At 41.4% G+C, this 25,949-nt stretch carries 22 protein-coding genes and 5 tRNA genes; 7 read left to right on the top strand and 20 right to left on the bottom strand.

Annotated elements, in window-relative coordinates:
- Window positions 1–2: 2 nt before the first annotated feature.
- On the bottom strand, window positions 3–1,340 hold the full coding sequence (locus H5187_RS08315; protein WP_182760995.1) for a hypothetical protein: 1,338 nt from the start codon (window positions 1,338–1,340) through the stop codon (window positions 3–5).
- A gap of 148 nt (window positions 1,341–1,488) precedes the next feature.
- Between H5187_RS08315 and H5187_RS08310 the strand changes: the two genes are divergently transcribed.
- Window positions 1,489–3,504: a TonB-dependent receptor gene (locus tag H5187_RS08310; protein ID WP_182760994.1), complete on the top strand. Its 2,016-nt coding sequence runs from the start codon at window positions 1,489–1,491 to the stop codon at window positions 3,502–3,504.
- Between the two features lie 158 nt (window positions 3,505–3,662).
- Here H5187_RS08310 and H5187_RS08305 read toward each other — a convergent pair whose 3' ends face one another.
- The 12 genes from H5187_RS08305 to xerD form a co-directional block, all read right to left on the bottom strand.
- On the bottom strand, window positions 3,663–5,030 hold the full coding sequence (locus H5187_RS08305; protein ID WP_149981742.1) for an alkaline phosphatase PhoX: 1,368 nt from the start codon (window positions 5,028–5,030) through the stop codon (window positions 3,663–3,665).
- A 668-nt stretch (window positions 5,031–5,698) separates the two neighbouring features.
- A tRNA-Arg gene (locus H5187_RS08300) sits at window positions 5,699–5,775 on the bottom strand.
- A gap of 134 nt (window positions 5,776–5,909) precedes the next feature.
- Window positions 5,910–5,986 (bottom strand) — tRNA-Arg (locus H5187_RS08295).
- A gap of 80 nt (window positions 5,987–6,066) precedes the next feature.
- Window positions 6,067–6,143 (bottom strand) — tRNA-Arg (locus H5187_RS08290).
- Window positions 6,144–6,188: 45 nt separating this feature from the next.
- Window positions 6,189–6,265 (bottom strand) — tRNA-Arg (locus H5187_RS08285).
- Between the two features lie 37 nt (window positions 6,266–6,302).
- Window positions 6,303–6,395, bottom strand: a tRNA-Ser gene (locus tag H5187_RS08280).
- A gap of 129 nt (window positions 6,396–6,524) precedes the next feature.
- Complete coding sequence (locus tag H5187_RS08275) at window positions 6,525–6,707, bottom strand: hypothetical protein (RefSeq protein ID WP_145240843.1); 183 nt, start codon at window positions 6,705–6,707, stop codon at window positions 6,525–6,527.
- A gap of 274 nt (window positions 6,708–6,981) precedes the next feature.
- Entirely contained in the window at window positions 6,982–8,517 is a 1,536-nt protein-coding gene (gene lysS, locus H5187_RS08270) for a lysine--tRNA ligase (RefSeq protein WP_145240841.1), read from the bottom strand.
- Between the two features lie 26 nt (window positions 8,518–8,543).
- A protein-coding gene (prfB, locus tag H5187_RS08265; RefSeq protein WP_145240838.1) for a peptide chain release factor 2 occupies window positions 8,544–9,642 on the bottom strand; the annotation gives its coding sequence in 2 pieces (ribosomal slippage) (window positions 8,544–9,566 and window positions 9,568–9,642; 1,098 coding nt in all).
- 154 nt (window positions 9,643–9,796) lie between these two features.
- A complete protein-coding gene (recJ, locus tag H5187_RS08260; protein ID WP_145240836.1) occupies window positions 9,797–11,518 on the bottom strand; it encodes a single-stranded-DNA-specific exonuclease RecJ in 1,722 nt (573 codons plus the stop codon).
- Window positions 11,519–11,593: 75 nt separating this feature from the next.
- Window positions 11,594–12,322 (bottom strand): bifunctional protein-disulfide isomerase/oxidoreductase DsbC, encoded by a 729-nt coding sequence (gene dsbC, locus H5187_RS08255; RefSeq protein WP_145240834.1) that lies wholly within the window; start codon window positions 12,320–12,322, stop codon window positions 11,594–11,596.
- Window positions 12,323–12,386: 64 nt separating this feature from the next.
- Entirely contained in the window at window positions 12,387–13,340 is a 954-nt protein-coding gene (gene xerD, locus H5187_RS08250) for a site-specific tyrosine recombinase XerD (RefSeq protein ID WP_220491296.1), read from the bottom strand.
- Window positions 13,341–13,420: 80 nt separating this feature from the next.
- Here xerD and fldB point away from each other — a divergent pair, with 80 nt between their 5' ends.
- Complete coding sequence (gene fldB, locus H5187_RS08245) at window positions 13,421–13,942, top strand: flavodoxin FldB (protein WP_149981789.1); 522 nt, start codon at window positions 13,421–13,423, stop codon at window positions 13,940–13,942.
- A gap of 196 nt (window positions 13,943–14,138) precedes the next feature.
- On the opposite strand, the gene H5187_RS08240 is transcribed toward fldB, so the two are convergent.
- From H5187_RS08240 to betI, 5 genes are all read right to left on the bottom strand, one after another.
- Window positions 14,139–14,846, bottom strand: coding sequence for a TorF family putative porin (locus H5187_RS08240; protein WP_145240814.1), 708 nt, complete (start codon window positions 14,844–14,846; stop codon window positions 14,139–14,141).
- A gap of 32 nt (window positions 14,847–14,878) precedes the next feature.
- Entirely contained in the window at window positions 14,879–16,096 is a 1,218-nt protein-coding gene (locus tag H5187_RS08235; RefSeq protein WP_149981751.1) for a BCCT family transporter, read from the bottom strand.
- Between the two features lie 135 nt (window positions 16,097–16,231).
- Complete coding sequence (gene betA / locus H5187_RS08230; RefSeq protein ID WP_182794676.1) at window positions 16,232–17,902, bottom strand: choline dehydrogenase; 1,671 nt, start codon at window positions 17,900–17,902, stop codon at window positions 16,232–16,234.
- The gene (gene betB / locus H5187_RS08225; protein ID WP_145240808.1) at window positions 17,902–19,365 is read right to left on the bottom strand and encodes a betaine-aldehyde dehydrogenase; all 1,464 of its coding nucleotides are present in this window, start codon (window positions 19,363–19,365) and stop codon (window positions 17,902–17,904) included. The genes betA and betB overlap by 1 nt, the downstream gene beginning before the upstream one ends.
- A 1-nt stretch (window position 19,366) precedes the next feature.
- The gene (betI, locus tag H5187_RS08220) at window positions 19,367–19,957 is read right to left on the bottom strand and encodes a transcriptional regulator BetI (protein WP_145240806.1); all 591 of its coding nucleotides are present in this window, start codon (window positions 19,955–19,957) and stop codon (window positions 19,367–19,369) included.
- 299 nt (window positions 19,958–20,256) lie between these two features.
- Between betI and H5187_RS08215 the strand changes: the two genes are divergently transcribed.
- The 5 genes from H5187_RS08215 to H5187_RS08195 all read left to right on the top strand — a co-directional run bounded on the left by H5187_RS08215 (window position 20,257) and on the right by H5187_RS08195 (window position 24,185).
- Window positions 20,257–20,481 carry a DUF4177 domain-containing protein gene (locus H5187_RS08215; protein ID WP_145240804.1) on the top strand — a complete coding sequence of 75 codons (225 nt, stop codon included), beginning with the start codon at window positions 20,257–20,259 and terminating at the stop codon, window positions 20,479–20,481.
- A gap of 4 nt (window positions 20,482–20,485) precedes the next feature.
- On the top strand, window positions 20,486–20,698 hold the full coding sequence (gene yidD / locus H5187_RS08210) for a membrane protein insertion efficiency factor YidD (RefSeq protein WP_220491300.1): 213 nt from the start codon (window positions 20,486–20,488) through the stop codon (window positions 20,696–20,698).
- 14 nt (window positions 20,699–20,712) lie between these two features.
- The gene (locus tag H5187_RS08205; RefSeq protein WP_182718001.1) at window positions 20,713–21,081 is read left to right on the top strand and encodes a TM2 domain-containing protein; all 369 of its coding nucleotides are present in this window, start codon (window positions 20,713–20,715) and stop codon (window positions 21,079–21,081) included.
- 53 nt (window positions 21,082–21,134) lie between these two features.
- Window positions 21,135–23,288 carry an exonuclease domain-containing protein gene (locus H5187_RS08200; RefSeq protein ID WP_182718000.1) on the top strand — a complete coding sequence of 718 codons (2,154 nt, stop codon included), beginning with the start codon at window positions 21,135–21,137 and terminating at the stop codon, window positions 23,286–23,288.
- Window positions 23,289–23,405: 117 nt separating this feature from the next.
- Window positions 23,406–24,185: a DUF2189 domain-containing protein gene (locus tag H5187_RS08195; protein ID WP_182717999.1), complete on the top strand. Its 780-nt coding sequence runs from the start codon at window positions 23,406–23,408 to the stop codon at window positions 24,183–24,185.
- 71 nt (window positions 24,186–24,256) lie between these two features.
- On the opposite strand, the gene H5187_RS08190 is transcribed toward H5187_RS08195, so the two are convergent.
- Window positions 24,257–24,793, bottom strand: coding sequence for a cytochrome b (locus H5187_RS08190; RefSeq protein WP_182717998.1), 537 nt, complete (start codon window positions 24,791–24,793; stop codon window positions 24,257–24,259).
- Window positions 24,793–25,839: a catalase family peroxidase gene (locus tag H5187_RS08185; protein WP_182717997.1), complete on the bottom strand. Its 1,047-nt coding sequence runs from the start codon at window positions 25,837–25,839 to the stop codon at window positions 24,793–24,795. Before H5187_RS08185 ends, H5187_RS08190 begins: the two co-directional genes overlap by 1 nt.
- Window positions 25,840–25,949 lie beyond the last annotated feature (110 nt).

Genomic DNA, 25,949 nt, shown 5'->3' with positions numbered 1-25,949 from the left:
TATTATTGCTTTTGCGGTATCAGTAACTGTTTAAATGCATGCGTAAAATTAGCCTGCATTTTTAAGCCAACCACGGCTAAATTTTTTTCACTTGCACCTGGCACACTATTTTGTGCCGCTAAGGTAAATTCGCGTCCACCTTGAATAAACGGTAAGTAAACATGAGCCAACATGACAGTTTCTGTGGTTGAGCGTGTTTCGCTTGGACCCCAACCTATTTTTTGCCAAACTCGCCATTGCCCCTGCGTTAACTCGTCTAAAATTTGTTTTGCTGGGCGAGTATCGTCTGGTGCAAGCGCTTGCGCTAAAGAGTCAGTGATCATTTGACTGAGCCCTTGCATCATACCACCCACTTTAGCGGTTTTATCCGTATTGCCGGTGCCATTAAATAGTACATCAATGTCTTGTGCTTGTAGTAAAGGCTGCTGAGTTAAGGGCTCTCGAGTGTGGCTTGCTAAACGTTTTAACCACTCAGCTTGAGCCAAAGTTGTCATGGCTTTATTACCGGTTAAACCACAGCCATCACACCGGTAGTCTAAATAAGCAGGATCATCGGTATTAACAGTAAAATAAGCGATATTGCTAGCAATAACATCACTATCAGTACTTTGCCAACGAATCGTGCTAGGAGTAAAAATCTCTGTAGCATAAGCACCTTTAAACATAATGCGAGAATCATTAAGCTTTAGCCAATTATCTGCAAATAAATTACTTAAATAATCACGCCCAGCAACATTAATAAAGTAGCTCGCTATTGCATTAGAGTTTCCATCAGCGCTGCCAAAATGCTCGTAGCTATTAATACTAGTGATCAAATCAGCAACATTGCTATCACCTATTAGCGCATGTGCACCAAGCTCTGGGTTTATTTGCCGTACTTTTGCAATTGCACCGCTAAAAGCTTGAATTTTAGATGAACTCCATGGCTCATATAAATCATTCTGGGTACCATTTGCTAAATAACGATACGCTAGTTGGTTACCTTGCTGTTGGTAATCAATTACTAACAACTTACCCTGCGATGTCGGAATATCAAAATAGTGCCAATCTGCTGCCACGCGTTGCTGCCACCCTAACTGACTATAATTAACCTGCGCCGCCGTTTTATAGTGCGATTGCGCAACACGATTAGCAACTAAATGCGCCTGCATAGGAATATTTGTTAAATCAGCCGGTAAGACAGGCGCAGCCAACATCACCTGTTGATAGAACGTCTTATGTTGCTCTTGTAACGATACAACAGTCTCTTGCTGTGGCTGACTCTGACAGCCAAAAAGCCCAGTTACTAAGCTCACACTGAAAACATTCAGCCCCGCTTTTTTCAGTTTCATTACAATCAAAATTAAATTCCTTATGATTTTTATTTTTGGAATATTTTATTGAAAATAACATATTTTCCACAGCAAGCAAATATTTGCATCCGATTAACATCTTAAAACGTACTAGTATTAAATATAAACATTTCGATCTATTTATAAGGAAATGATAATGCGCACTTTTTTAATTCTATCTGGTAGCTTGTTTTGCTCTACCAATGTACTTGCAAACATTGAAGAAATTACCATATACGGACACCGCACGGGACTTATTGGTGAGGCTATTAGTGCATCAAGTGGCGTAATTGGCCAAGGTGAAATAGAAAACCGTCCAATGTTACGTAGCGCAGAAATGCTAGAACTGATCCCAGGTATGGCCGTCACACAGCACAGCGGCTCAGGTAAAGCTAATCAATATTTTATTCGCGGTTTTAATCTCGATCATGGTACTGACTTTGCCACCAGCATTGATGGTATGCCAATTAATATGCGCAGCCATGGGCATGGTCAAGGCTACACCGACCTTAACTTTATTATTCCTGAAACAATTTCGACTATAGATTATCAAAAAGGTGCGTATGGCGCCGCTCAAGGTGACTTTTCGACCGCTGGCAGTGCTGAATTTAATCTAGCTGATAATCCAAAACATCAACAACTTGACTTTACAATTGGCAAAGACAATTACCAACGCGTGATGGCATTAGGCTCGATTGGAATTGCTAACGGGAAAATTATTATTGCCGGTGAGTGGCAAGGTTATGATGGCCCTTGGCAAGATATCAATGAAGATGTAGATAAAAAAAATGCCCTAGTACGCTATGTAGGTAAAGCATGGGATGGCGATTTATCTGTCACGGCAATGGCTTATGACAACAGCTGGAATTCCGCAGATCAAATTCCACAACGGGCTGTAGACCAAGGTATTATCAGTGCACTAGGTTCACTCGATACGACCGTAGGCGGCAGCTCTAGTCGCTATAGTTTATCGGCAAACTGGCAAGGCCAGCACATTAAAGCCAATGCCTATGTGATCAACTACGACATGGACTTGTTTTCTAACTTCTCTTACTTTTTAAATGATCCTATTCATGGCGATCAGTTCCAACAAGTCGATAGCCGGACAATTAGTGGTGGCGCACTGAGTTATCAATTTGCTGATACTCTTGCAGATATGCTAATCCAGCATACAGTTGGTGTGGAATATCGCCGCGATGATATTGATCAAGTTGGTTTATACAATACCAAGCAGCGCCAACGCTTAAGTACTGTGCGTGAAGATGCTGTAGACGAAGCCAGCTACTCAGCCTATTGGCAATCACAAGTAAATTTAAGCCAAGCACTCGAAGCCACATTTGGTGTGCGTTATGATTACTTTGACGCAGATGTTGATAGCAATAACAGTATTAATTCAGGCAGTGCAGATGATGATTTGGTTAGCTTTAAAGCCAGCTTAAATTACCTGTTTAATGACAACCTAGCCGGTTATGCCAACTGGGGGCAGTCGTATCATTCAAATGATGCACGTGGAGCAACTATTAAACAAGATCCGGTGACACTTGAGTCTGCTGATAAGGTTGATTTACTGGTGCAAAGCAATGGCGCAGAGCTGGGTTTACGCTACTTTGATCAACAACGGTTTAATTTATCAGCAGCATTCTGGTGGCTAAGCTTAGATTCTGAATTATTATTTGTGGGTGATGCGGGTAACACTGAAGCCAGTGATGCATCAAAACGCTACGGTTTAGAGCTCAGTGCGTATTATTGGCTTAATGATGCCTTGAGTTTAGACGCCGAGGCCTCATTTACACATTCACGCTTAGATATCGATTCAAATGACGATCGAATTGAAGGTGCAGTGCCTGTGGTTGCCAGTACTGGCATTAATTGGCATATTACCCAGCAGTGGCAGTCTTCACTGCGCGTACGCCACATTGGCAAACGTATACTCAGTAGTGATGGCGATAAACGCTCAGAGCCGCTTACAGTCATTAATGGTTTAGTAAGTTATCAACAAACGCATTGGAAAGTGGGCCTTGAGCTATTAAATATATTTGATAGTACGGATCACGATATTGACTACTTTTACACGTCACGCTTAGCTGGTGAACCTATTGAAGGCGTTGAAGATAATCACTTCCACCCGATTGAGCCGCGTACCCTGCGCCTAAACTTCAGCCTGTTATTTTAGTTTGGTTATTGTTATTAATAATTGAGCTAAATACTTTGCTGATCCGGTTTATACTTTAAGGTATGAAGCGGATCAGCAAGGCTGCATTTTAAATTAACTCACTTAGCACTACTAAATAGCCATAGTGCACTTGTATATAAGCATTAAATAATCACCAGTTAGCCTTTAAAACTCTGCCATGGTCCTGTGATCGCTAATGTTTTTGTTGGTGAATACACATTAACAAATAAGGTGTTGCCATCAGCAGAAAAACAAGCTCCCGCCAACTCGGTTTGCGCTGTTAAGCGGGCAAAATTATATACATCACCACTAGGTGTTACGCCACGTAAATGGTTATCTACCACGTCGGTATACTGATCTTCACAAACGATCAAGTGCCCGTTAGGTGCAACAGTGAGATTATCACCAAAGTTAAATAACGACTTATCTGTGCTTTCTACAAATAGTTGAACGTGTCCTGGAGCTAGATGCTCTTTATCTGTTCCTTCAAATGCTGATGGTTGATACTTCATCACTTGACCAAGCTGCTTTTGACCACCATTAGTGCAACAAAAATAAAGTTCTTTTTCACCCCAATGTATCCCTTCACCACGAGCGAAAAGTGCAGCGCCTTGTTTGTGGCCGCGTATTCTTAAATCGTCTTTTGGACTTTCAGGTTGCGCCAAATCAACCCATTCAACGGCCATATTGTGTTGTAAAGGCATTACCCCTGTAACCCAATTACGAGTATCAAACTGTGGCTGTGCTTTAATCATCATAGCTTGAAGTTTACCTCCTTTACTCAACTTACCGTATTCATTAGGAATAAAACGATAAAATAAACTATCGCCTTTGTCTTCTGTCAGATAAACAATACCGGTTGTTGGATCAACAGCAGCTGCTTCGTGGTTAAACCGCCCCATTGCCTTGAGAGGCTCAGGGTTTACTAGTCCTTTAGCGTTGGCTGGTATCTCAAAAATATAACCGTGATCTTGATTAAAGCCATCCGCTTTAGTCAGAACAGTCTCTTCGCAAGTAAGCCAACTACCCCATGGGGTAATACCACCTGCACAATTGCGGATCGTGCCAGTGAGTGACAAATATTCTTGCTCTTTTTTACCGGTTTTTAAATTATAAATAATATGACTTGTGCCTCCTGGCAAAGCAACACCTTGCGCAGTAGTGTCATAAGCAAATGACGTTTTATGCGTTTGTAAGCTAACATCTGCTTTTGCTAAATCAGTTGGTTTTAATTCATGGTTTCTGACTAATGCAACCCGCTCATCATCAAGGGCAATACAGCCCATACCATCGGCTTTATCTGGCACTGTAAAGCCATCATCCATTTTATCACCCAGTTTTGATATAACTTGATAGCTAAACCCTGCTGGTAAATCGAGTAACTTGTTAGGATCAGTCACTAACGGACCATAGGCACTTAAATGCTCACTCACGTCAAGAAATGGTACTTTGCCAAAAGTACTACGAGAAAGCCCCATAAAAGCGAGTGTACCGGCACTAATAATAAATTGTCTTCTTGAGATCATCGTAAAACTCATAGTGTGATAAAATAACAGGCATATGATAAATGAAATTATCCTATAAAAACGGCCTCCATAAAAAGTTCATACAATTGTCATATCTCAAAGCAAACCTCATTGACAGTTGCTCTATTAAATTTCAGGCATAAAAAAACCGACTCTCGTCGGTTATCTTCTATTAACTTTAATAGTAATAGAAAGTGGTGGGCGCAGGACGTATCTTCAAAGAGTGAACCTTCGACCACTCGGTTGGTGGTTTCAACTTTAAAAAGCGCGGGATAAACCCGAGCCTACAGCAAATTTCAGGCATAAAAAAACCGACTCTCGTCGGTTATCTTCTATTAACTTTAATAGTAATAGAAAGTGGTGAGCGCAGGACGTATCTTCAAAGAGTGAACCTTCGACCGATCGGTTGGTGGTTTCAACTTTAAAAAGCGCGGGATAAACCCGAGCCTACAGCAAATTTCAGGCATAAAAAACCGACTCTCGTCGGTTACCTTCTATTAACTTTAATAGTAATAGAAAGTGGTGAGCGCAGGACGTATCTTCAAAGAGTGAACCTCTGACCGCTCGGTTGGTGGTTTCAACTTTAAAAAGTGCGGGATAAACCCTAGCCTACAGCAAATTTCAGGCATAAAAAAACCGACTCTCGTCGGTTACCTTTAAATAGAAAGTGGTGGGCGCAGGAGGATTCGAACCTCCGACCGCTCGGTTCGTAGCCGAGTACTCTATCCAGCTGAGCTATGCGCCCACATTCTATTTTGATTTTAAAGTCTTACTTTGACTGACGCATTAAGCTAATTAATAACAAAGCTTATTACGGATTTTAAAAATAAAAAAACCGACCATGTGTCGGGCTCTTTATAAATTAACACTAATAGAAAGTGGTGGGCGCAGGAGGATTCGAACCTCCGACCGCTCGGTTCGTAGCCGAGTACTCTATCCAGCTGAGCTATGCGCCCACATTCTATTTCGATTTTAATGTCTTCTCTGACATATTAGTATGCAATAACTAATATAACTCTCAGTAGTAAATAAAAAGTGGTGGGCGCAGGAGGATTCGAACCTCCGACCGCTCGGTTCGTAGCCGAGTACTCTATCCAGCTGAGCTATGCGCCCACTTTTGATTTACTTATTTATTCTCTAAGCAGAGTGTGTAAAGAATGGTGGGCGCAGGAGGATTCGAACCTCCGACCGCTCGGTTCGTAGCCGAGTACTCTATCCAGCTGAGCTATGCGCCCATTCTTTACTTTACAAGATAACCATTTATAAAATAAATGGCGGAGAAGGAGGGATTCGAACCCTCGATAGAGCTACAAACCCTATACTCCCTTAGCAGGGGAGCGCCTTCGGCCACTCGGCCACCTCTCCGTCTTGTGGGGCGTATAATAAAGATTTCAGAAAATATGTCAAACACTTTTCTTGTTTAAAGTAACTGTATGGTTAGAGAACACCCATAACAGCCAAAAAAGAGTCAACTTTGTTTAATCGTTAATCAAATTAAGAGGTTTTAATATCAGCGGATACACCGAGAACAGGCACTAATTCGTCAGTTAATTGTTCGAGATATTGATCTTGGTAGCCTAATTGCTGAAATTCAGCAATACATGCTCGATAATAGGTTTCTCTTTGTAATTCAATACTGAGTACTTCAGAGGGTGAATCAGGTTTATTATCTTTCATATAAAATCCGTTTATATAAGCCCTTTAGATTGACGCGAGTTTAAAAAACCATGCTTTATGCTGTTTTTTCAGTCAATAGTTTAGCTAAATTTAGAAATAATGCTCGTTCATTTTGATGATTTTATATAATTAATTTTTATTTTCACATAATTCAATACGTTAAAATTAAAATTTTATTATTGCCAGTATAATTTCCATTGACGGGACCCGCTACAGACACAAAAACGCCGCTATTAAAGCGGCGTTTATAATATCAACTTAATCTAACATAGCATTAGTCAGCTTGTGGGCGCATATGCGGGAACAAGATAACATCTTTAATTGTTGATGAGTCAGTAAATAGCATCACTAAACGGTCGATACCAATCCCCTCACCTGCCGTAGGCGGAAGGCCATACTCTAGCGCGCGAATGTAATCTTCGTCGTAGTGCATTGCTTCATCATCGCCGGCGTCTTTTTCTTCCACTTGGCGAGTAAAGCGCTCAGCTTGATCTTGTGCATCATTAAGCTCAGAGAAACCATTTGCAAGCTCACGACCGCCCACAAAAAACTCAAAGCGATCAGTAACAAATGGGTTTTCATCGTTACGACGAGCAAGTGGTGATACTTCCCACGGGTAACCGGTGATGAAAGTAGGTTGAATAAGCATGTGCTCTGCTGTTTCTTCAAATATTTCACATAAGAACTTACCTGGGCCCCACACACAATTTTCAGGAATTTTAACGTGCACTTGCTTTGCGTACGCTTTTAATTCGTCAAAGTGATTTTCTGGATCATTGAATACTGCAGCATTAAACTCAGGATTATATTTTAAAATCGCATCCGCCATACTTAAACGGGTAAACGGTTGGCCAAAGTCATACTCTACTGAGTCAACCACTTCGCCGTTCTCGTTTTTAGTCGTATTAACCACAATTGGGCTACCCAATACGTTAGTCGCAACAGTACGCAACATGTCTTCGGTGATGTTCATCAGGTCAATGTAATCAGCGTAGGCTTGGTAGAATTCGATCATAGTGAATTCTGGGTTGTGACGCGTTGATAACCCTTCGTTACGGAAGTTACGGTTAATTTCAAATACACGGTCAAAACCACCTACTACTAAACGTTTTAAGTAAAGCTCTGGTGCAATACGTAAGTACATATCGATATCAAGTGCATTGTGATGAGTCACGAATGGACGCGCAGATGCACCACCAGGGATAACCTGTAGCATTGGCGTTTCAACTTCCATAAAGTCACGATCTGCTAAGAAGCGACGAATACCTTCAACTACTTGTGAACGAATACGGAACGTTTCACGGGTTGCTTCATTAGTGATCAAATCAACATAACGTTGGCGGTATTTAGTTTCTTGATCAGATAAGCCATGGAATTTTTCAGGAAGTGGACGTAGTGACTTAGTCAGTAATTGATACTCTGTCATTTCTACGTATAAATCGCCTTTACCTGATTTATTAAGCGCGCCTTTAACACCAATGATATCGCCAGTGTCTAATTGACCGTATTTTTCTTTCAGATCTTTTTGGACATCTTTTGATGCATACGCTTGCACACGACCTTTCATGTCTTGAATTACAAAGAATGGTCCGCGTTTAGCTAGGATACGACCCGCGATAGACACAACGTGGTTAAGCTCTACTAATTCTTCTTTACTCTTATCACCAAACTCGGCCTGTAAGTCTGCCGTGTAATGCTCACGACGGAATTGATTTGGATGACCGTTAGCAGGGCAATTGGCGCGAATAGCGTCTAATTTGCCACGACGCTCAGCGATTAACTTATTTTCGTCTTGGATTTGATCAGTCATTTTTTAGCTCTTTTTTAGCTTGGTGGTTATAGGCCAGATTTTAAGCTGGCTTCAATAAATTTATCTAAATTGCCGTCAAGTACCGATTGGGTATTACGGTTTTCAACGCCGGTACGTAAATCTTTAATGCGCGCATCATCAAGTACGTATGAACGTATTTGACTGCCCCAGCCGATGTCAGATTTGGCATCTTCTTGGGTTTGCTTTTCAGCATTTTGCTGCTGTAGCTCAAGCTCAAATAACTTCGCTTTTAACTGCTTCATCGCTTGTGCTTTATTTTTATGTTGAGAGCGTTCGTTCTGACACTGCACTACCGTATTTGTCGGTACGTGGGTAATACGTACCGCAGATTCTGTGGTATTTACGTGCTGACCACCCGCGCCTGATGCACGGTATACGTCGATACGTAAATCAGCCGGATTAATATCAATCTCAATATTATCGTCAACTTCTGGATAAACAAATGCAGAAGCAAACGAGGTATGACGACGGCCACTTGAATCAAATGGGCTTTTACGTACTAAACGATGAACCCCAGTTTCTGTACGTAACCAGCCATACGCGTATTCACCAACAAAGCGCACAGTTGCGCCTTTAATACCGGCAACATCACCATCAGTGGCCTCTACCAGTTCAACTTTAAAGCCTTTGGCTTCACCCCAGCGTAAATACATGCGTAATAACATGTTACACCAGTCTTGAGCTTCTGTACCGCCTGAGCCTGATTGTAAATCAAGGTAAGCATCATTTGCGTCATGTGCGCCAGAGAACATGCGACGAAATTCTAAACCTTCAAGCTGTTCGTTTAGGTCTGTCAGTTCGCTTTGTGCTTCATTGAAGGTCTCTTCATCTTCTGCTTCAACTGCAAGTTCAAGCAACCCTTCAACATCGTCAGTACCAGTTACTAGATTATCGATAGTTTCAACAACCGCTTCTAATGCTGACTTTTCACGACCTAGTGCTTGTGCTCGCTCGGGCTCATTCCATACGGCTGAATCTTCAAGTTCGGCGTTAACTTCTTCTAAACGTTCTTGTTTAAGAGCGTAGTCAAAGGTACCCCCGAAGCAGTTCAGTACGTTCGCGAATTTCCTTGATTTGATTAATCACAGGATTCACTTCAAACATGTACATTACTCCAAAATGGCTGGTTTACGCGGCTAATCGCCAGGTAAAATTATGCTAATAATTATTTAAATTTCGCTTTAAATAATAAAACGCCCGATTTTAACAAAAAACCGTGCGTTTTATTAGTACTTTATGCATCGATAATAGATATTTTTTAAGCTACTTTTTGCAGCTCACGGACAATTAACTGTAATGAAAATTTACCTCTAAACTCATTGATATCGAGCTGATAGGCCAATTTCACCAAGCGCGCTTCAGTATCAGGCCACTCGCGCACATCAATACCGAAGGCAATAGCATCAACCAAACGCCCTGAACGGTGTTTTAATACCAGCTTTAAGTGCTTTTCACCAACAATGCGCTGCTGTACGAGTTCAAAAGTGTGTTCAAACACGGGTTCTGGAAATTGCTGCCCCCATGGCCCTGCTTGTTTGAGTACATTTGCAAACTCCATGCTAAAGCAGTCATCAGCAAGCTCGCCATCGGTTAAGATAATACAGCGTTTATGCTCTTCACTTAGCTGCCCACTTACCGCCTGCTCAAACTCACGTTTAAACTCACTAAAGTGCTGCTCATTAATACTCAGACCGGCCGCCATAGCATGACCACCAAATTTACTGATCAAATGTGGATGCAAGGTATTTAAGCGCTCAAGCAAGTCACGCATGTGCAAGCCTTCAATCGAGCGGCAAGAGCCCTTTATTTCACCGTTGTCGCCACCAGCAAAAATTACTGTTGGGCGGTGGTATTTCTCTTTTAAACGTCCCGCTAAAATACCGATCACACCTTGATGCCAGTCTTCTTGATATAAACAGATAGCATCAGGTGTTTGTTCATCGCTAAAAGCGAGCTTATCTAGCACGGCTTGTGCTTCAAGTTGCATGCCCTGCTCTATCTCTCGACGCTCATGGTTTAAACTATCCAGCTCAGCGGCTATGCGTCGCGCTTGATTGATATCAGTGGCCAGTAAGCAAGCTATGCCTAAACTCATATCATCTAAACGCCCTGCGGCATTTAAGCGTGGTGCAAGCGAAAAACCAAAATCACTGGCGCTTAAACGCGCTGCGTTACGATTAGCGACCTCAATCAGCGCTGTAATACCTGGGCGTGTTTTGCCGCTACGAATTCGCGCTAAACCTTGGTGAACTAAGGTGCGATTATTGGCATCCAGTGCCACCACATCAGCAACCGTACCTAGCGCTACAATATCAAGCAGATCGGCTAAGTTAGGCGGTGGTTGCTGCGCAAAATGACCAACATCACGCAATGCACTTCTAAGCGCAATCAATAAATAAAATGCAACCCCGACTCCTGCGATTGATTTTGATGGAAACTCACAATCATGGCGATTAGGGTTAACGATAGCGTCAGCATTGGGTAGTTGTTCGCCTTGCAAGTGATGATCGGTAACCAGCACTTTAATGCCCGCGGCTTTTACAATTGCGATGCCAGCAATACAGGAAATACCATTATCAACAGTAATCACTAGATCTGGTGCCATAGTGACTATTTGCTCGGCCAACGCGGGACTTAAACCATAGCCTAAGCTGAATCTGTCTGGCACTAAATAATCTAAATGAGCAAAACCAAACATCGCTAAGCCTTGCATTAAGGTAGCGGTGCTGGTTGCGCCATCGGCATCAAAATCACCCACGATCAGCACTTTACTTTGCGCTCGCAGAGCATGTTGAAGTAAAGCGGTGGCTTTATCTATGTCTTTAAATAATTTGAAGTCATGTAAAGTGGCTGCGCTATTATTTAGCTCATCGGCATGATTAACTTGGCGGCTGGCATAAATTTGTTTAATAACAGGGTGCAAATGGCTTGGCAGGTGTGAATCATCATGATGATCACGAGCAACAATTAATTTTTTCATGCAGGCGCGGTACTTTTAGATTAAGGAATAAAGACAAAAAAAGGCCTTAACGGCCTTTTTATAAAAAGCATAATACTATGACGATTTATTAGCGTCTAACGCAGCAGCTAATGCGGCCGCAGGCTGATAACCTGGGATCATCGTACCATCTTCTAAAATAATTGCTGGTGTACCGCTAATGCCAAAACTTTGGCCAAGCTGATAATGTTCTGCAACTGGGGCATGACAACCGGCCATTACTTTTGTATCAGCGCCCGATTTTGCTGCTGTCATTGCTTCTTGTTGATCTTTAGCACACCAAACATTCATTAGATCTGCATAGCCTGAGCCTTGTAAACCACCACGTGGAAACGCTAAATACTTAACGGTAATACCCGCTTCAAGTAAATCATCAAGCTCGCGGTGTAACTTACGGCAATAACCACAGCTAATATCAGTAAACACAGTTATGCTATGTTTCTCATTTTTAGCTTTGTAAACAATCATTGAGTCTTCATATTGCGCTAGGCCTTCTTTACGAACGCCATTAAGCGCTTGCTCGGTTAGATTGTTACGGTTATTTAAATCAATCAAGGTGCCTTGCATTAAGTATTGACCATCTGCGCTTGCATACAGCACGCCTTTATCAGTGATCAACTCTTTTAAACCAGCCACTGGGCTTGGGCTAATTTGCTTAACAGTAACACCTAGCTCTGCAAACTTAGTCACGATTGGATCGTTGGCATCAGGAATGGCTGCAACGCCATTGGCAAACGCACTTATACTGGTGCCTAATATCGCACCGGCTAATACTAACTTTTTCATAATGTTCTCTTATATCCTGATAATTCTTAACTACTCAGACCGCCGAAGTACGAAAAAATTCTCACTAAGCGCGCGGATGATGTTGTTGATGTACCAATTTTAACCGTTCATTAGCTACATGGGTATAAATTTGTGTGGTTGATAAATCACTATGCCCTAACATCATCTGTACAACCCTTAGGTCAGCACCATGATTTAGTAAGTGTGTTGCGAACGCATGGCGCAACGTATGGGGCGATAAAGGCGATTCAACTGCTGCCAAAATAGCATAGTGTTTAATACGATGCCAAAAAGTTTGTCGAGTCATACCGACTCCACGCTTTGACGGAAACACAAAATCAGTGGCATGTTTGATCATTTGCGCGCGCCCCACTTTTAAAAATTGCTCGAGCCAATACATAGCCTCTTCGCCAAGCGGCACCAAACGCTCTTTATTACCTTTACCTTTAACAAACACCACTGCTTGGCGCAAATTAATTTGTTCAATACGCAACCCAACTAACTCGCTAACCCGTAAACCCGTTGCATATAATAGCTCTAACATAGCTTTGTCTCGCAAGCCCATCGGCTCTTCAACATTAGGCGCCGCCAAAAGTGCTTCTACTTCATTTTCTGACAACGTTTTCGGCAATGATAGGCCCGCTTTAGGCTGAGCAATATTTACCATTGGCGAATCAGTAATGTGTTTTTCACGTACAAAGTATTGGTAAAAGCGCTTTAACGCGCTAATACTGCGCGCCGTACTGCGAGGCTTTAAACCTAAATCAACACGATGCGCTAAATAGCTTTCAATATCTTGGCCACTCACGGTGAGCAAATCTTGACCTTTTAAAAAGTGGCAAAATTTATCCAAGTCGCTGCGATACGCAGATAAAGTGTTATCGCTTACGTGTTGTTCTAAATAGAGGTTATCTAAAAAAGATTCAAGATAATCGCTATTACCGAGTAGTTCGTCGTGATCTGTAATGGCTGAGTCTAATGACTCATGATCAGGTAACGTGGTCACAGTTATTCTCATAGTTATCAAGGTATCAATTAATAATACCTTACGGTAAACTTCAGCCTATCATATCAGGCAAATACACAGTGATAAATACGATGCAAATTGGTTTATTTTATGGTTCTACCACATGCTATACAGAAATAGCAGCAGAAAAAATTCGCGATATTATCGGTCAAGACATTGTCAGCCTGCATAACATCAAAGATGAACCATTAAAAAATGCAGAAAATTACGACTTTATCATCTTTGGTATCTCCACATGGGATTTTGGCGAGTTACAAGAAGATTGGGAGTCGATTTGGGACGACATTAAAGATGTTGATCTCAATGGCAAAACCATCGCTTTATTTGGCATGGGCGATCAACAAGGTTATGGTCAATGGTTTCAAGATGCACTTGGTATGTTACATGATGAAATAAGTAGCCAACAATATACTTTATTAGGATTGTGGCCGAACGACAGCACGTATGAGTTTGAAGCCTCTAAGGCACTCACCGAAGATGGCAAACACTTCGTTGGTTTAGCCCTTGATGAAGACAGCCAATACGAACACAGTGATGAGCGTATCGCTAACTGGGTTGAACAGATCATGACTGAGTACAGCGAGACATTATAAATCTCGCTGCGTAACACTGATAAGCGCAACAACGAATAGCTAAATTTACGGTTTAACAATGGCCTTATATGTTTCACCAATTAATCAATACATAGTTTATTTTCTATGTAACAAATGATAACGAATCATCTATGACTTATAGATATAATGCGCGGCTTTATGCCGCGCATGTAAAAAGTATTGCCTAGCACTGTAATTATAGTGAGAATGTACGGCCTATCGACAATACAATACGCTCATCTGCAGTATCAATATCTAGGCTGGTGTTCTCGCCCGCTACCTCAATGTCAAAACCCGCTAAACTTGTTTGATAAGCAAGACGATAGTGGTTATACGATTTACCATCGGTATCCCATGCAAACTTATCGCCATCGAGTGAATTTGAAATATCAAAGCTGGCACGCAGTGCGTGATTAGGTGCAAGTTCAATGGTGTGTGCAACCATAGAAATCACATGACCTGCGCCGGTACCAAAATAATCCCAGCTATACCAGAAGTTAAGCTCTGTTTGCCCTAACTCACTTGCGTAACCAAATTTAGTGTAAGCTTCAAAGTAGTTACCATCGCTTGAGTTGCTTTGCCCATGGTAACTGTAATACGCAAGGCCGTAATCAATACTGAGCGCTTCATTTAACTGCGCATAGCGACCGAAGTAAGCATCCCATTCAATATTTGTGTCGTCACCAAAGTCAACGTTTGACGCCCACGTGCCAGCATACATGCCTGACTCGCCAAATGAATAATCAAGGCTACCTTGTAGCGCTGGGTCGTTTTGCGTTTGGCTCACACCATTAAAGGTATAATCTGATGCGCCGGTTACGGTTGCTGACCAATCAGCCAATACTGAGGTTGAAAAAAGTGCAAACGGTAATGCGACTGCTAATAATGTTTTTTGTGTTGTCATGTTAATTCCTTCGCTACTGTATAAGCTAATATCTAGCTAGCTGATTCAATTTTTGTGTAGTCAATTTTGTTGTCTTTCGGCGAACTATCAATGTTACTCACAGTTTTAACTTTGCTATAGGCAATATAGGCTGCACACGCAAAGAACAAACCAATCACTAACACCCCGACCCACTGGATTTGTAGAAAGTTCTGCTTAAATAATAGGGTTAATAATGAAAGAGCGACAACATTTAGCGCAATATATTTAAATTTACCTAAACGTTTAACCGTCATACCCATATTGTCGGTGTATAAACGGATCAGTGAATCAAGCGAGTTGATCACAAACACTACGCCAACAAATACCATTGCTATATTTTTGATCCCTTGTGTAGCAATACCTGCTTCGTGATACTGATAAAGCACGCCAAACCAAATTGCGATTGGGATTGAAGGGAAAATTAACATTGCCCCCAATACTTGATAGGTTTTTAATCCACCGACAAAACGCGATGTGAATTGACCAATCATAATACTCCACGCAAACCACCAAAATAAATAAAACTCATGGTAATCATTGAGTGGCAGTACAAACTGATTAATATTGCCAAAGTAACTACCAATTAACGTTAAATTATTTGTAAAATCTGACACTTGGCCATTTTCGCCCATAAATGCGCCAAACCACATAAAACCAATTAGCGCTATAAATAACCAGGTAGTTGAAATACTTAGAAAACGTACATATTTAATATCGGTGCTTGAATACACCGCAAAGCAAATAGCTGCGAATACAATTAAATAAAATGACGGAATAATCGACTCACCATCACCTAGACTAGGTAAATACCAAGGTAGGTTAGAGAGCAATAAGAAAGCGGTGAAGGCACAAGTACCAATAATAACTACATTATTGATTAATTTAACCCAAGGAATTTCGAAAAATTTCACTTTAGGTTCTATTACACAGAAATAAAAGCACGTAAGGAAATAGAATCCCCAGATCAGAAAGCCCCAATAACCAAACTCGATAGCTAGTGGATTGGCAAACGCGTACTCTGGGCTTGCTTTTATGTCTGCATAACCTGCAAACTCAGTGAGTGGAAACATGATCAAGCCAACATCTAAGCCTGATGTGAATAAGATGGCGATAAAGGTAAATGTTCTTACCGGTGTGACGCCAACACACTTTACATTGCCCCATTTTACTAAAATTGCAACAATTGCTAGTAGGGTGAAAATAATGCCTGCGCTAAGCCATAAGGTCATAATTCCCTCCCCAAAATAAATGAAAATACATCATTATGTCTCCGTGTTTTTAGTCTCGCATTAACGCACCACAAACAACTTATGATGCGCGCCACTGCAAGCCCCACAGCACAAAGTATGCTGCAGGTGACTTTATTAGATCTCCGAACTACGCTGCACAGTTTGCCATTGAGATTCAACAGCAACCTTTGCTTGCGATTTACTAAGTGGTGGCCTACCTAAAATTAGATCAGCCGCTTTTTCTGCCACCATAATGGTTGGCGCATTTAAATTTCCGTTAGGAACCGTTGGGAAGATTGATGAATCCACCACATGCAGTCCCTCAATGCCATGTACTTGAGTGTTTGAGTTTACTACTGCCAGTTCATCTTCACCCATTTTGCATGAACATGAAGGATGGTAAGCACTCTCAACTGCCTGACGTACAAAAGCATCTATTTGTTCATCGGTTTGAATCTCTTTACCTGGTTGGATTTCGCCATCGCGGTAATCATCAAACGCACTTTGCTCAATGATTTCACGCGTTAAACGCACACAGGCTCTAAACCCTTCAATATCATCTTGATGCTGTAAATAGTTAAATTGGATCTTAGGTGCAACCGATGGATCAGCCGATTTAATTGTTACTGCACCGCGGCTTTTAGGTTTGTTATGCCCTACATGGACTTGAAAACCATGGCCATCAAAAGCACTTTTACCGTCATAACGAATTGCCGCAGGTAAAAAGTGATATTGAATATCAGGCCACTCAACCCCCGGTTTTGAGCGAATAAATGCACAAGATTCAAAATGATTAGTCGCCCCAAGACCGCTGCGGTTTAATAACCAACGCGCGCCAATAAGGCCCTTTGAAATAAGGCCAAGCTTGCCGTTTAAGGTAATTGGCTGCTTACACTTATACTGGAAATAAAACTCCAAGTGATCTTGCAGGTTTTGCCCAACTCCAGGTAAATGGTGCTTAACCTCGATACCTGCGGCTTTAAGTATTTCGCTGTCGCCAATACCCGAAAGTTGCAAGACATGCGGCGAACCAATCGGACCGGCACTTAAAATAACGTCTTTACTGGCCTTTGCCTTAACAATATCGCCATTAACTTTGTACTGCACGCCAACGGCTTTTTTGCCTTCAAGCAACACCTTTTCAGCCAACGCACCAGTAACAATAACTAAGTTTTTACGTGACTTCACTGGGTCTAAATATTCACGACTTGCAGAGCTGCGCACACCGTCTTTAACGGTCATGTGCATTGGACCAAAACCCTCTTGCTGCGCTGCGTTATAATCGTCAGTGGCTGCATATCCGGCTTGCTGGCCCGCTTTGATAAAGGCTTTATAAAGCGGGTTCGCCATTTCATTACCGTTGTTCACACCCAAAGGGCCACGATCACCACGATAGTCGTTTTTACCTAAATAGAATGATTCTGCTTTTTGAAAATACGGTAAACAGGATTGATAATCCCACCCTTGTGCACCATGTTGTTGCCATTCATCAAAGTCTTTAGCATGGCCACGTACATACACCATGCCATTAATAGATGATGAGCCACCTAACACTTTGCCACGCGGGCAGTGCATTTGACGATCATCTAGATACGGTTCAGCTTCACTATGAAACTGCCACGCGTATTTATCTGAATTCATCGGAATTGATAGCGCGGTAGGCATTTTAATAAAAATGCTTTTATCGCTGCCGCCAGTCTCTAATAATAAAACGCGGTTGCTGCTATCTTCGGATAAACGATTAGCCAGTACACAGCCTGCCGACCCTGCACCCACTATGATGTAATCATACGTTAGTGCAGTCATTAAAATGGGCTCTCTATATTAGTCATACCGACATAAATCGATTTAGTTTGGGTGTAATGATCAAGTGTTTCAATACCATTTTCACGACCGATACCTGACTGCTTATAACCGCCCACAGGCATTTCTGCTGGCGAATTGCCGTAGCTGTTGATCCAACAAATGCCTGCTTGCAGCTGATGAATAACACGGTGTGCGCGCTTAATATCTTTGGTAAACACGCCTGCAGCAAGGCCTAAGTGAGTATCGTTAGCACGGTGAATTACATCATCTTCGTCATCAAACGTTAATACGCTCATTACGGGACCAAAGATTTCTTCTTTGACGATCGTCATATCATCAGTGCAATCAATAAATACCGTTGGTGCAACAAAGTAACCGTTTGGTGCAGAGGCTGGGCTAAGCGTTTTACCACCCGTTAATAACGTTGCACCTTCGCTGATGCCTTTATCGATATAGCTCATCACTAATTGTTGATGCTTTTTGGAAATTAATGCGCCAAAGTTAACGTTAGGATCGAGTGGATCGCCCGCTATAATATTTTCTTCAGTGCGTGTTTTAAGCTCATCAATAAATTGCTGATAAACATTTTTGTGAACATAAATACGGGTGCAGTTAGTGCAAATTTCACCTTGCGTATAAAAATTACCTAACATTGCAGCACTTACTGCCTGTGAAATATCGGCATCATCAAATACTAGCAGTGGTGATTTACCACCAAGTTCCATGGTGACATCTTTTAATGAACCCGCAGCACTAGCAACTACTTTTTTACCTGTGCCTACTTCGCCGGTAAACGATACTTTCTCAATATCAGCTGATTGTGTTAACCACTGGCCAACTTCTGCTGCACCTTGCACCACGTTGAACACGCCTGCAGGTACACCCGCTTCGATGAATATTTCGGCAAGCTTAATTGCGCCAAGTGGCGTTTCTTCAGAAGGTTTAAAAATAAATGCATTTCCGGCAGCCAAAGCTGGGCCTGATTTCCAACAAGCGATTTGCAGCGGGTAGTTCCACGCACCGATTCCGGCACAAATCCCTAATGGCTCTTTACGGGTATAATAAAAATCTTCGCCAACCATTTGCTGCTGGCCAACTTGGGCAGGTGCTAGCCCTGCAAAATACTCGATTACATCAGCGCCAGTTTGCACATCAACACACTCGGCTTCTTGCCATGGTTTACCGGTATCTAGCACTTCTATTTTTGCAAGTAAATCATTACGCTCGCGCAATAATGCAACCGCTTTTAGTAAGATACGACTACGTTCAATCGGACTCATAGTTGACCATGCAGCAAATCCTTGTTTAGCACTTTGAATAGCCGCATTTTGAATAAACGCATCTGCCACTTCTACATAATAAATTACGTCATCTGTTGCTGGGTTTTTAACTGCAAATGTTTCGCCACTTTGATTTTTTAAAAAGTGACCATTGATAAAGTTTTGATAAACAGGTGTTGTCACATTAAGCTCCATACTGTTTGATAAGTGAACATACAAAGTTTTTTGCTAGCTGTTCACAATGTGCAAATTGATCTTGATCAGACTTACTTAGTACCGCTCTTAACCATAAGCCATCGATCATTGCCGCACATAATTGCGCTGCAAGTTTGGCTTCATCATCACCCATCAATTGTTTAAATGAGCTGACTAAATTACTAAGAAGTCGTCGGCTATTTACGTTCTGTAAGCGATGCAACTGAACATCGTGCATCGATTGCGCCCAAAAGCTTAACCAAGTTTTAGTGGTATCGCTGCGCTGTTGTAATCTGGCAAAGTTAGCTTCTATTATCAGCATTAACCTTTGCTCAGGGGTCGTTGTTGGCGTTACTTGTTTGATCAGCTCGTGTTTTAGATTGGTTAATAAATAACGCACAGTGGCTTCTATCAAGCCCTGCTTACCACCAAAATAATGACTAATAATGCCCGACGATAATCCTGCTTTTTTACTGATACTATTAATGGTTGTTGCTTGTAAGCCAAATTCAGCAACCGAACTAATAGTAGCGTCAATTAGCTGCTGACGACGGACAGGTTCCATTCCAACTTTAGGCATATTTTTATTAATTGAACGTTCAATAAAAATAAAGATTAAAGTAATGGAACTGATAATTCAAGGTTGACAAACTGTGAATAGGCTAAAATGAAGAGAGCTAAGTGACCCTAAGTAACTGTACTAGCGTTGATAAATCGGCTTAGAAAAAAGTTGCGAAAAAAATTGAAAAACAGCTGTTTTTTAAGTAAATGATACAAAAATCAGCTATATTAGGTTGAAAATCATATCTGGTTAGTCTCAGGTGTCACTTTTAAAATCACAGAATTATCTATCAAAAAAAACAAACTATAGGAAACTCGATGTCTAATTTTAATGAATATAAAGTATTGCATGTTGTTGAAGGTGGCTGTGGCACATTGCTGCTAGGTTCGAGCGGGTTACCACTTAAAAGGCTAGAAGCAACACTTAATGATGAAGCACAAAATGGCTGGCAACTGGTATTTCAGGTTATCGAAAGCAAACGTTTTTTGCTATTTTGGTCACGCGAAGCTGTGATCTTAACGTTAGGCAGAAACCGTGCTTAAAGCAATGACGCTTAGTGCAATTCGCCGCTATCAAAAAAATGGCGGCGCTAAGGCACATTTTAATATTAGTTGTAATTTCAGTCCTTCCTGCTCAGAGTTTACTCATCAAGCAATTACTAAATATGGGCTAGTGAAAGGTCTGTTTATTGGCGTAAAAAGAATACGGCGTTGCAATAACCCCGACTGTGTAACCGTAAAATCCGATCCACTTCCTTAAGGCTTATTAATGCCATGACATCAGAACAACTAAATGCTCAAGAAGAGCAGCTTCGTTCAGAAGTAAATGCATTGTCCCCTGAACAGCGTAAACTATTTTACCAGCAAGAAAAGCGTCTCGTTAAAGACCCTGATACTTATGCGGTACTGAATTGGTTTTTTGCCGCAGGTTTACACCACTTTTACTTAGGTAGATTTCAACGTGGTGCGGTGAATTTAACGCTGATGCTAATTGGCATACTCACTATTTATAGCTTTGGCGTATTTTTAATCATCGTCGTTTTGTTAATTGAATTACCACAGCTTTTTAAGAGTCAACGCATCGTCCATCAATATAACAATCAAGTTATGGCTGATATTCTAAAACAACTAACCGACTCTTGATTACTTAAAGCAAATGCTAGATACTGTTTTTTTATACAGTTACGGTGTGTGTTATGAAAAAAGAATTACCCGAAAAATATTATTTAGCCCACTTTAAAGAGCTAATAACATTTATCGACACTCAATGCAGACACTTATTAGAGCAAAAACACGTCGATTTCATTAATAAAGCAAACCGACTTACTGAGCAAGGCCAGTGCATGCTGGCACGCATTTATTCTCGTAAACCTTTACTCGTAGCAATCACCACACTTAATTATAATGAAATAGACAGCCCTGCACTGGCACTCGAAGAGCTAAAAACAGCACAGCTCATTAGTCATCCAAATTACACTGACTATCAACACGTACTCGCACATCTAACTAAACCCGCATTGCTAGCACTACTTGCGCCTTTCGATATCCAACCTAGTATTAAAAAAAGCGTTACTAAAGCGCAATTAGTAGCACAGACTTGCGATTTTTTTGCTACTAAGCCGGAACATTTAACCTGCCTTTATAACCAGTTTGTTATTAATAACCGCTTTGCTGTGTATGAATACTTTGAATTTCTATACATAGGCCGCTTAAGCACTGGTGATATTAACCATCAAAATAGCTTTGTACTGCGTGATTTGGGCCTAAGAACCACACGAGAAAACCATACAGTAAGTTTAGCTCGCTTTGATACACGTGAAGAGGCGCAATCTAACTACGCGCTAAATCGTTATCGCATGGCATTTAAAAGCGCGCAAAGTGATGACGAATATCAAGCTTTAGCTATTGAGCTTATTAATCAACCGGCCGAAGGTACATTAGCAGTCAACCTTAAAAACAAGCTCCTTTTACGACTTCACCAACAACTAAAAAAATATAATATTGAGCTGTGTTTTACACTTTTAAATGCCTGTGAAAATAGCGCTGAAGCAACTGAATTACAAATACGCGAGCAATACCGCCAAGGTAATAAAGAGTGGGTAAAAATCCAGCTTGAAACCATCATCGAAGATCCGCTCACTGATGATTTACTGTATTTTGCTGATGACTTTTTAATGCGTAAATTTAACAAGCAAACTCGCTCTCGCTTAAGTGCAATGCTCGCCGATACGCAATGTGTTATTGAAATTGATGAAGTTTATCGAAACGATGTAGAGCAAGGTGTTACAGAACACTACACTCAACAAGGGTTAACTGTTTTTTATACCGAAAATACGCTTTGGCAGAGCCTTTTTGGTTTAGTTTTTTGGCGCGAGCTTTATATAGATACTCCCACCCCACCTTGCAATGAGTTTGATATGTTTCCACAATCATTGAGAACCGACTGCTTTTATCATACCCAACACCAACAAATTGAAGCACTACTAGCAAACTGGCAAACACCGGATGATTTACTAAAACACGTTTGTAAAAGTGCCGCCCGTTATTTTGAGCAAGCTAATGGGCTGTTTCGCTGGCATAGCGAGCTATTACGACCATTAGAAGTGCTGATTTTAAATAGCTCATTAGCAGCGCTAAAAAGTCACTTAAAGAATATGACCATGCGCTTTATGCAGCTTAAAGATGGTTACCCTGATTTGATGGTGCTAAATGCTAATAAACTCCATTTTGAAGAAGTAAAAGCCCCAGGTGATAAATTAAGACGTAATCAGTTAACAACGATTGATTGCCTAAAAAGTACTGGATTCAATGTACACATTGCGGCCGTAAAATGGGTTAATGATCCCAATCGTATTTACAGCGTGGTCGATATTGAAACCACCGGTAGTTTAAAGGGCGGCAATCGGATCACCGAAATTGGCATAGTCAAAATGCAACACGGCAAAGTAATTGATACTTGGTCAACACTTATCAACCCGCAAATGCGCATTCCTAAGTTTATAGTGTCTTTAACAGGTATTAATGACGCAATGGTAGCAACTGCACCACGCTTTACTGAAATAGCTGAGACTTTACTTAATAAACTAAAAGGCACTATTTTTGTGGCTCACAATGTAAACTTTGATTACGGCTTTATTCGTAAAGAATGTGAAATGGCGGGTATCCACTTTAAAATGCCAAAATTATGTACTGTGGTTGAATCTCGCAAAGCGTTTGCTGGTTTAAAATCATACTCTTTAGGTAACCTCAGTGCGCATTTTGACTTAAACCTAATAAGCCATCACCGAGCACTCGCTGATGCCAGCGCAACCGCAGAATTACTTTTACTCATTCAACAAAGTCAAAATTGATATCCCATTAAATAGGATACTCCCCCCACTTATGAGGCATAAAAAGCTTAATTGAAAATTTGTAAATAGCGGCCAAATGTTCTAAACCTTAAGAGTAGCCTTTAGAGGAAGTTCCTTATGCCGTCAACAAACACAATAGATAAACACTCCGAATTTGCGCGCTGTTTAGAGTGCAATAAGGTCAGCACTTTTGCAGCATTTCATTGGCTGGCACTGGCCTTTAAAGATATGGCCAGCGCCCCTATTTTAAGCTTGATTTATGGGATTGTTTTCACTCTGATCCCGCTGGCAATTGTCTATTTCGCGGTGTTCACTGACAGCTACTTAGTTGTTTTACCAGCCAGTGTCGCATTTGCTCTGATCGGCCCAGTATTTGCGGTCGGTCTCTATGATGTTGCTTGGGAGCTAGAAAAAGGCCACACACCAACACTTAGCCATTCTCTAAAATCAATGTTCAGAAATCCGGTCGGTGAATGGGGATTTGCAATTTTACTGATGGTAATAATGATTATATGGATGCGACTGGCAGCGATAGTTCATGCACTTTACCCCAGTCATGCTAATCCTACATTTGAAGAACTCTCCGCTTTTTTAACTTTAGGTACCATTATCGGCGGAATTTTGCTGGTTACTGTATTTGCTATTTCAGCATTTACTCCACAAATTATGATGGAAAGACGGGTCGATATAATGACCGCGGTTATGTCTTCAATGAATGCCGTTAAAACCAACTTTTCAGCGATGATTGTTTGGTCTGCATGTATTTTTATACTCGTAGCCCTTGGTTTTGTCACTGGTGCTACTGGTTTTATAGTGATTATGCCACTACTTAGCTATGCCAGCTGGCACGGCTATATTGCCGTAATTAAAACCAAAAAAGCCCGCAGCTATGAATAAACTAAAATGCATAAAGGCCAGTAAAACTGGCCTTTTTCTTGGAATGAATACCTAAGTGAGCTTTATTACAGCTACTTTTTGCCTGTCAGCATTGCGCTCATAACGCCATCACGTTTGATTAAACCATGATAAAGCGCGGCACTGATGTGCATAAAAATCATTGCTAAAAACAACCAAGCTACAATGCCATGCATTTCTCGGAAAAATGCAAAGTATTTAATATCAGCGTCAAGCAAATTAGGTAACTGAAATAACCCAAAAAACTGCACCACACGCCCGTCCGCATTTTGCATTAACCAGCCAGATAGCGGCATCAGTATCATCGCGCAATAAAGCCCAAAGTGAGTGATATGAGCTGCAAACCGCTGCAACCTAGGTAACTCAGTGGGTAAAGTAGGCGTGCAACTGCGCACTTTATTTATTAATCTCAGCACAACTAAAATGAGCGCTAAAATACCAGTAGATTTATGTAAGGTAACAGCCTCAACCTGCCAAACGGCCAAGCTTTGTACCATTGATAACCCTAAAAATAGCATCGATATTAACATCAGCGCCATCACCCAGTGTAATAACCGACTGCCTGCTGAGTAACCCTTATTTGCTGACATTATTCACCTCCGTTTGTTGCGCTAACTTTAGCACCTAACAATGTTTCTTTTGCACGACGACGATAGGACTGCGCATACGCGGCACCACGCGCACGTAAAATCGGATCGGCTGTCGCACTCATACCCTGCGGTAACACCAACGGATCAAAGTTTGCGTCGCCACAGGCTGCGTTTTCTTGGTTGTGCCAAGAAACGATTGATAATGTGCCAGCATTTATCGTCTGTCTATCTGAGGGCCACGGTATGGTTGGATTATTTTCATCATCATTAGACGCCGCTAAGGTAAAAATTAAATCAAATTTAACAGCGTTTTGATCTAAACGTGATGCCAACTCTTGTTGAAGTGCGTTGGCCGATGACGTATCGAGCAGCGCAGCATTATTTGTCGCTTTGTGCGGACGCGCAACCCAACGCACAGCTTGTTTATCACCTAGCTCATTATGTAAATAAAACGCATTGATACTATGATAACGTTCAGCGGCAAAACTATTGGCAGGCACATAGTCAGCTTTCCAATCATTAAATGCTTTACTTTCTGGATGTGCTTTAAAGAACGCTGTTATTTTTTCTGGGTCTCGTTGTTTTGTTATAGGATCCGGTGATAATGCCTGCAATTGCTGAAAAAATGCCTCAGGTGTAGCAACTGCCATTACAGGAGGCGTATTCATAGCAACACGCCATTCATCGACTGTGCCACTGTTTACTGCAAATGCTAGACTGCGCACCGGTGCTTTTAAATCTGGCGCGGTTGGATTATTACCTGCAATTGAGAAACGCCCATAAAATGGCGTACTGCCCTTTTTAAACACCTCTGCGACCGAGTAAGAAGATAGTGCCCCTGTTGATTCAAAATTACCCGTTATACACATACCCTTAGCATGCGCACGACGAAAACCGGCATGTGGTGTGTCACCTTGCTGCAAATCAACAAATTTTTGTGCTGTTACTGCATCACGATTAAATGCGCCTGCAAAATAAAGTGTCGCCGTTGCAAAAACAGCCATCGACCCTAGTAATAAGCTACCTCGATAAAGTATCGCTGGCATACCCAACCTACTGCGTTTAACTTTAGTCATCCTACTCACGACCTCTTGAAATGATTATTATTATTAGTGCCCACATGCAAAGACCGACGAAAGAGGAAAACTATTTCAAC

It is taken from the genome of Pseudoalteromonas sp. SG44-1, assembly GCF_014164315.1.
GTDB classification, from domain to species: domain Bacteria; phylum Pseudomonadota; class Gammaproteobacteria; order Enterobacterales; family Alteromonadaceae; genus Pseudoalteromonas; species Pseudoalteromonas rhizosphaerae.
The sequence above is the reverse complement of the archived record's forward strand: the minus strand, read 5'-3'. Positions and strand labels throughout refer to the sequence as shown.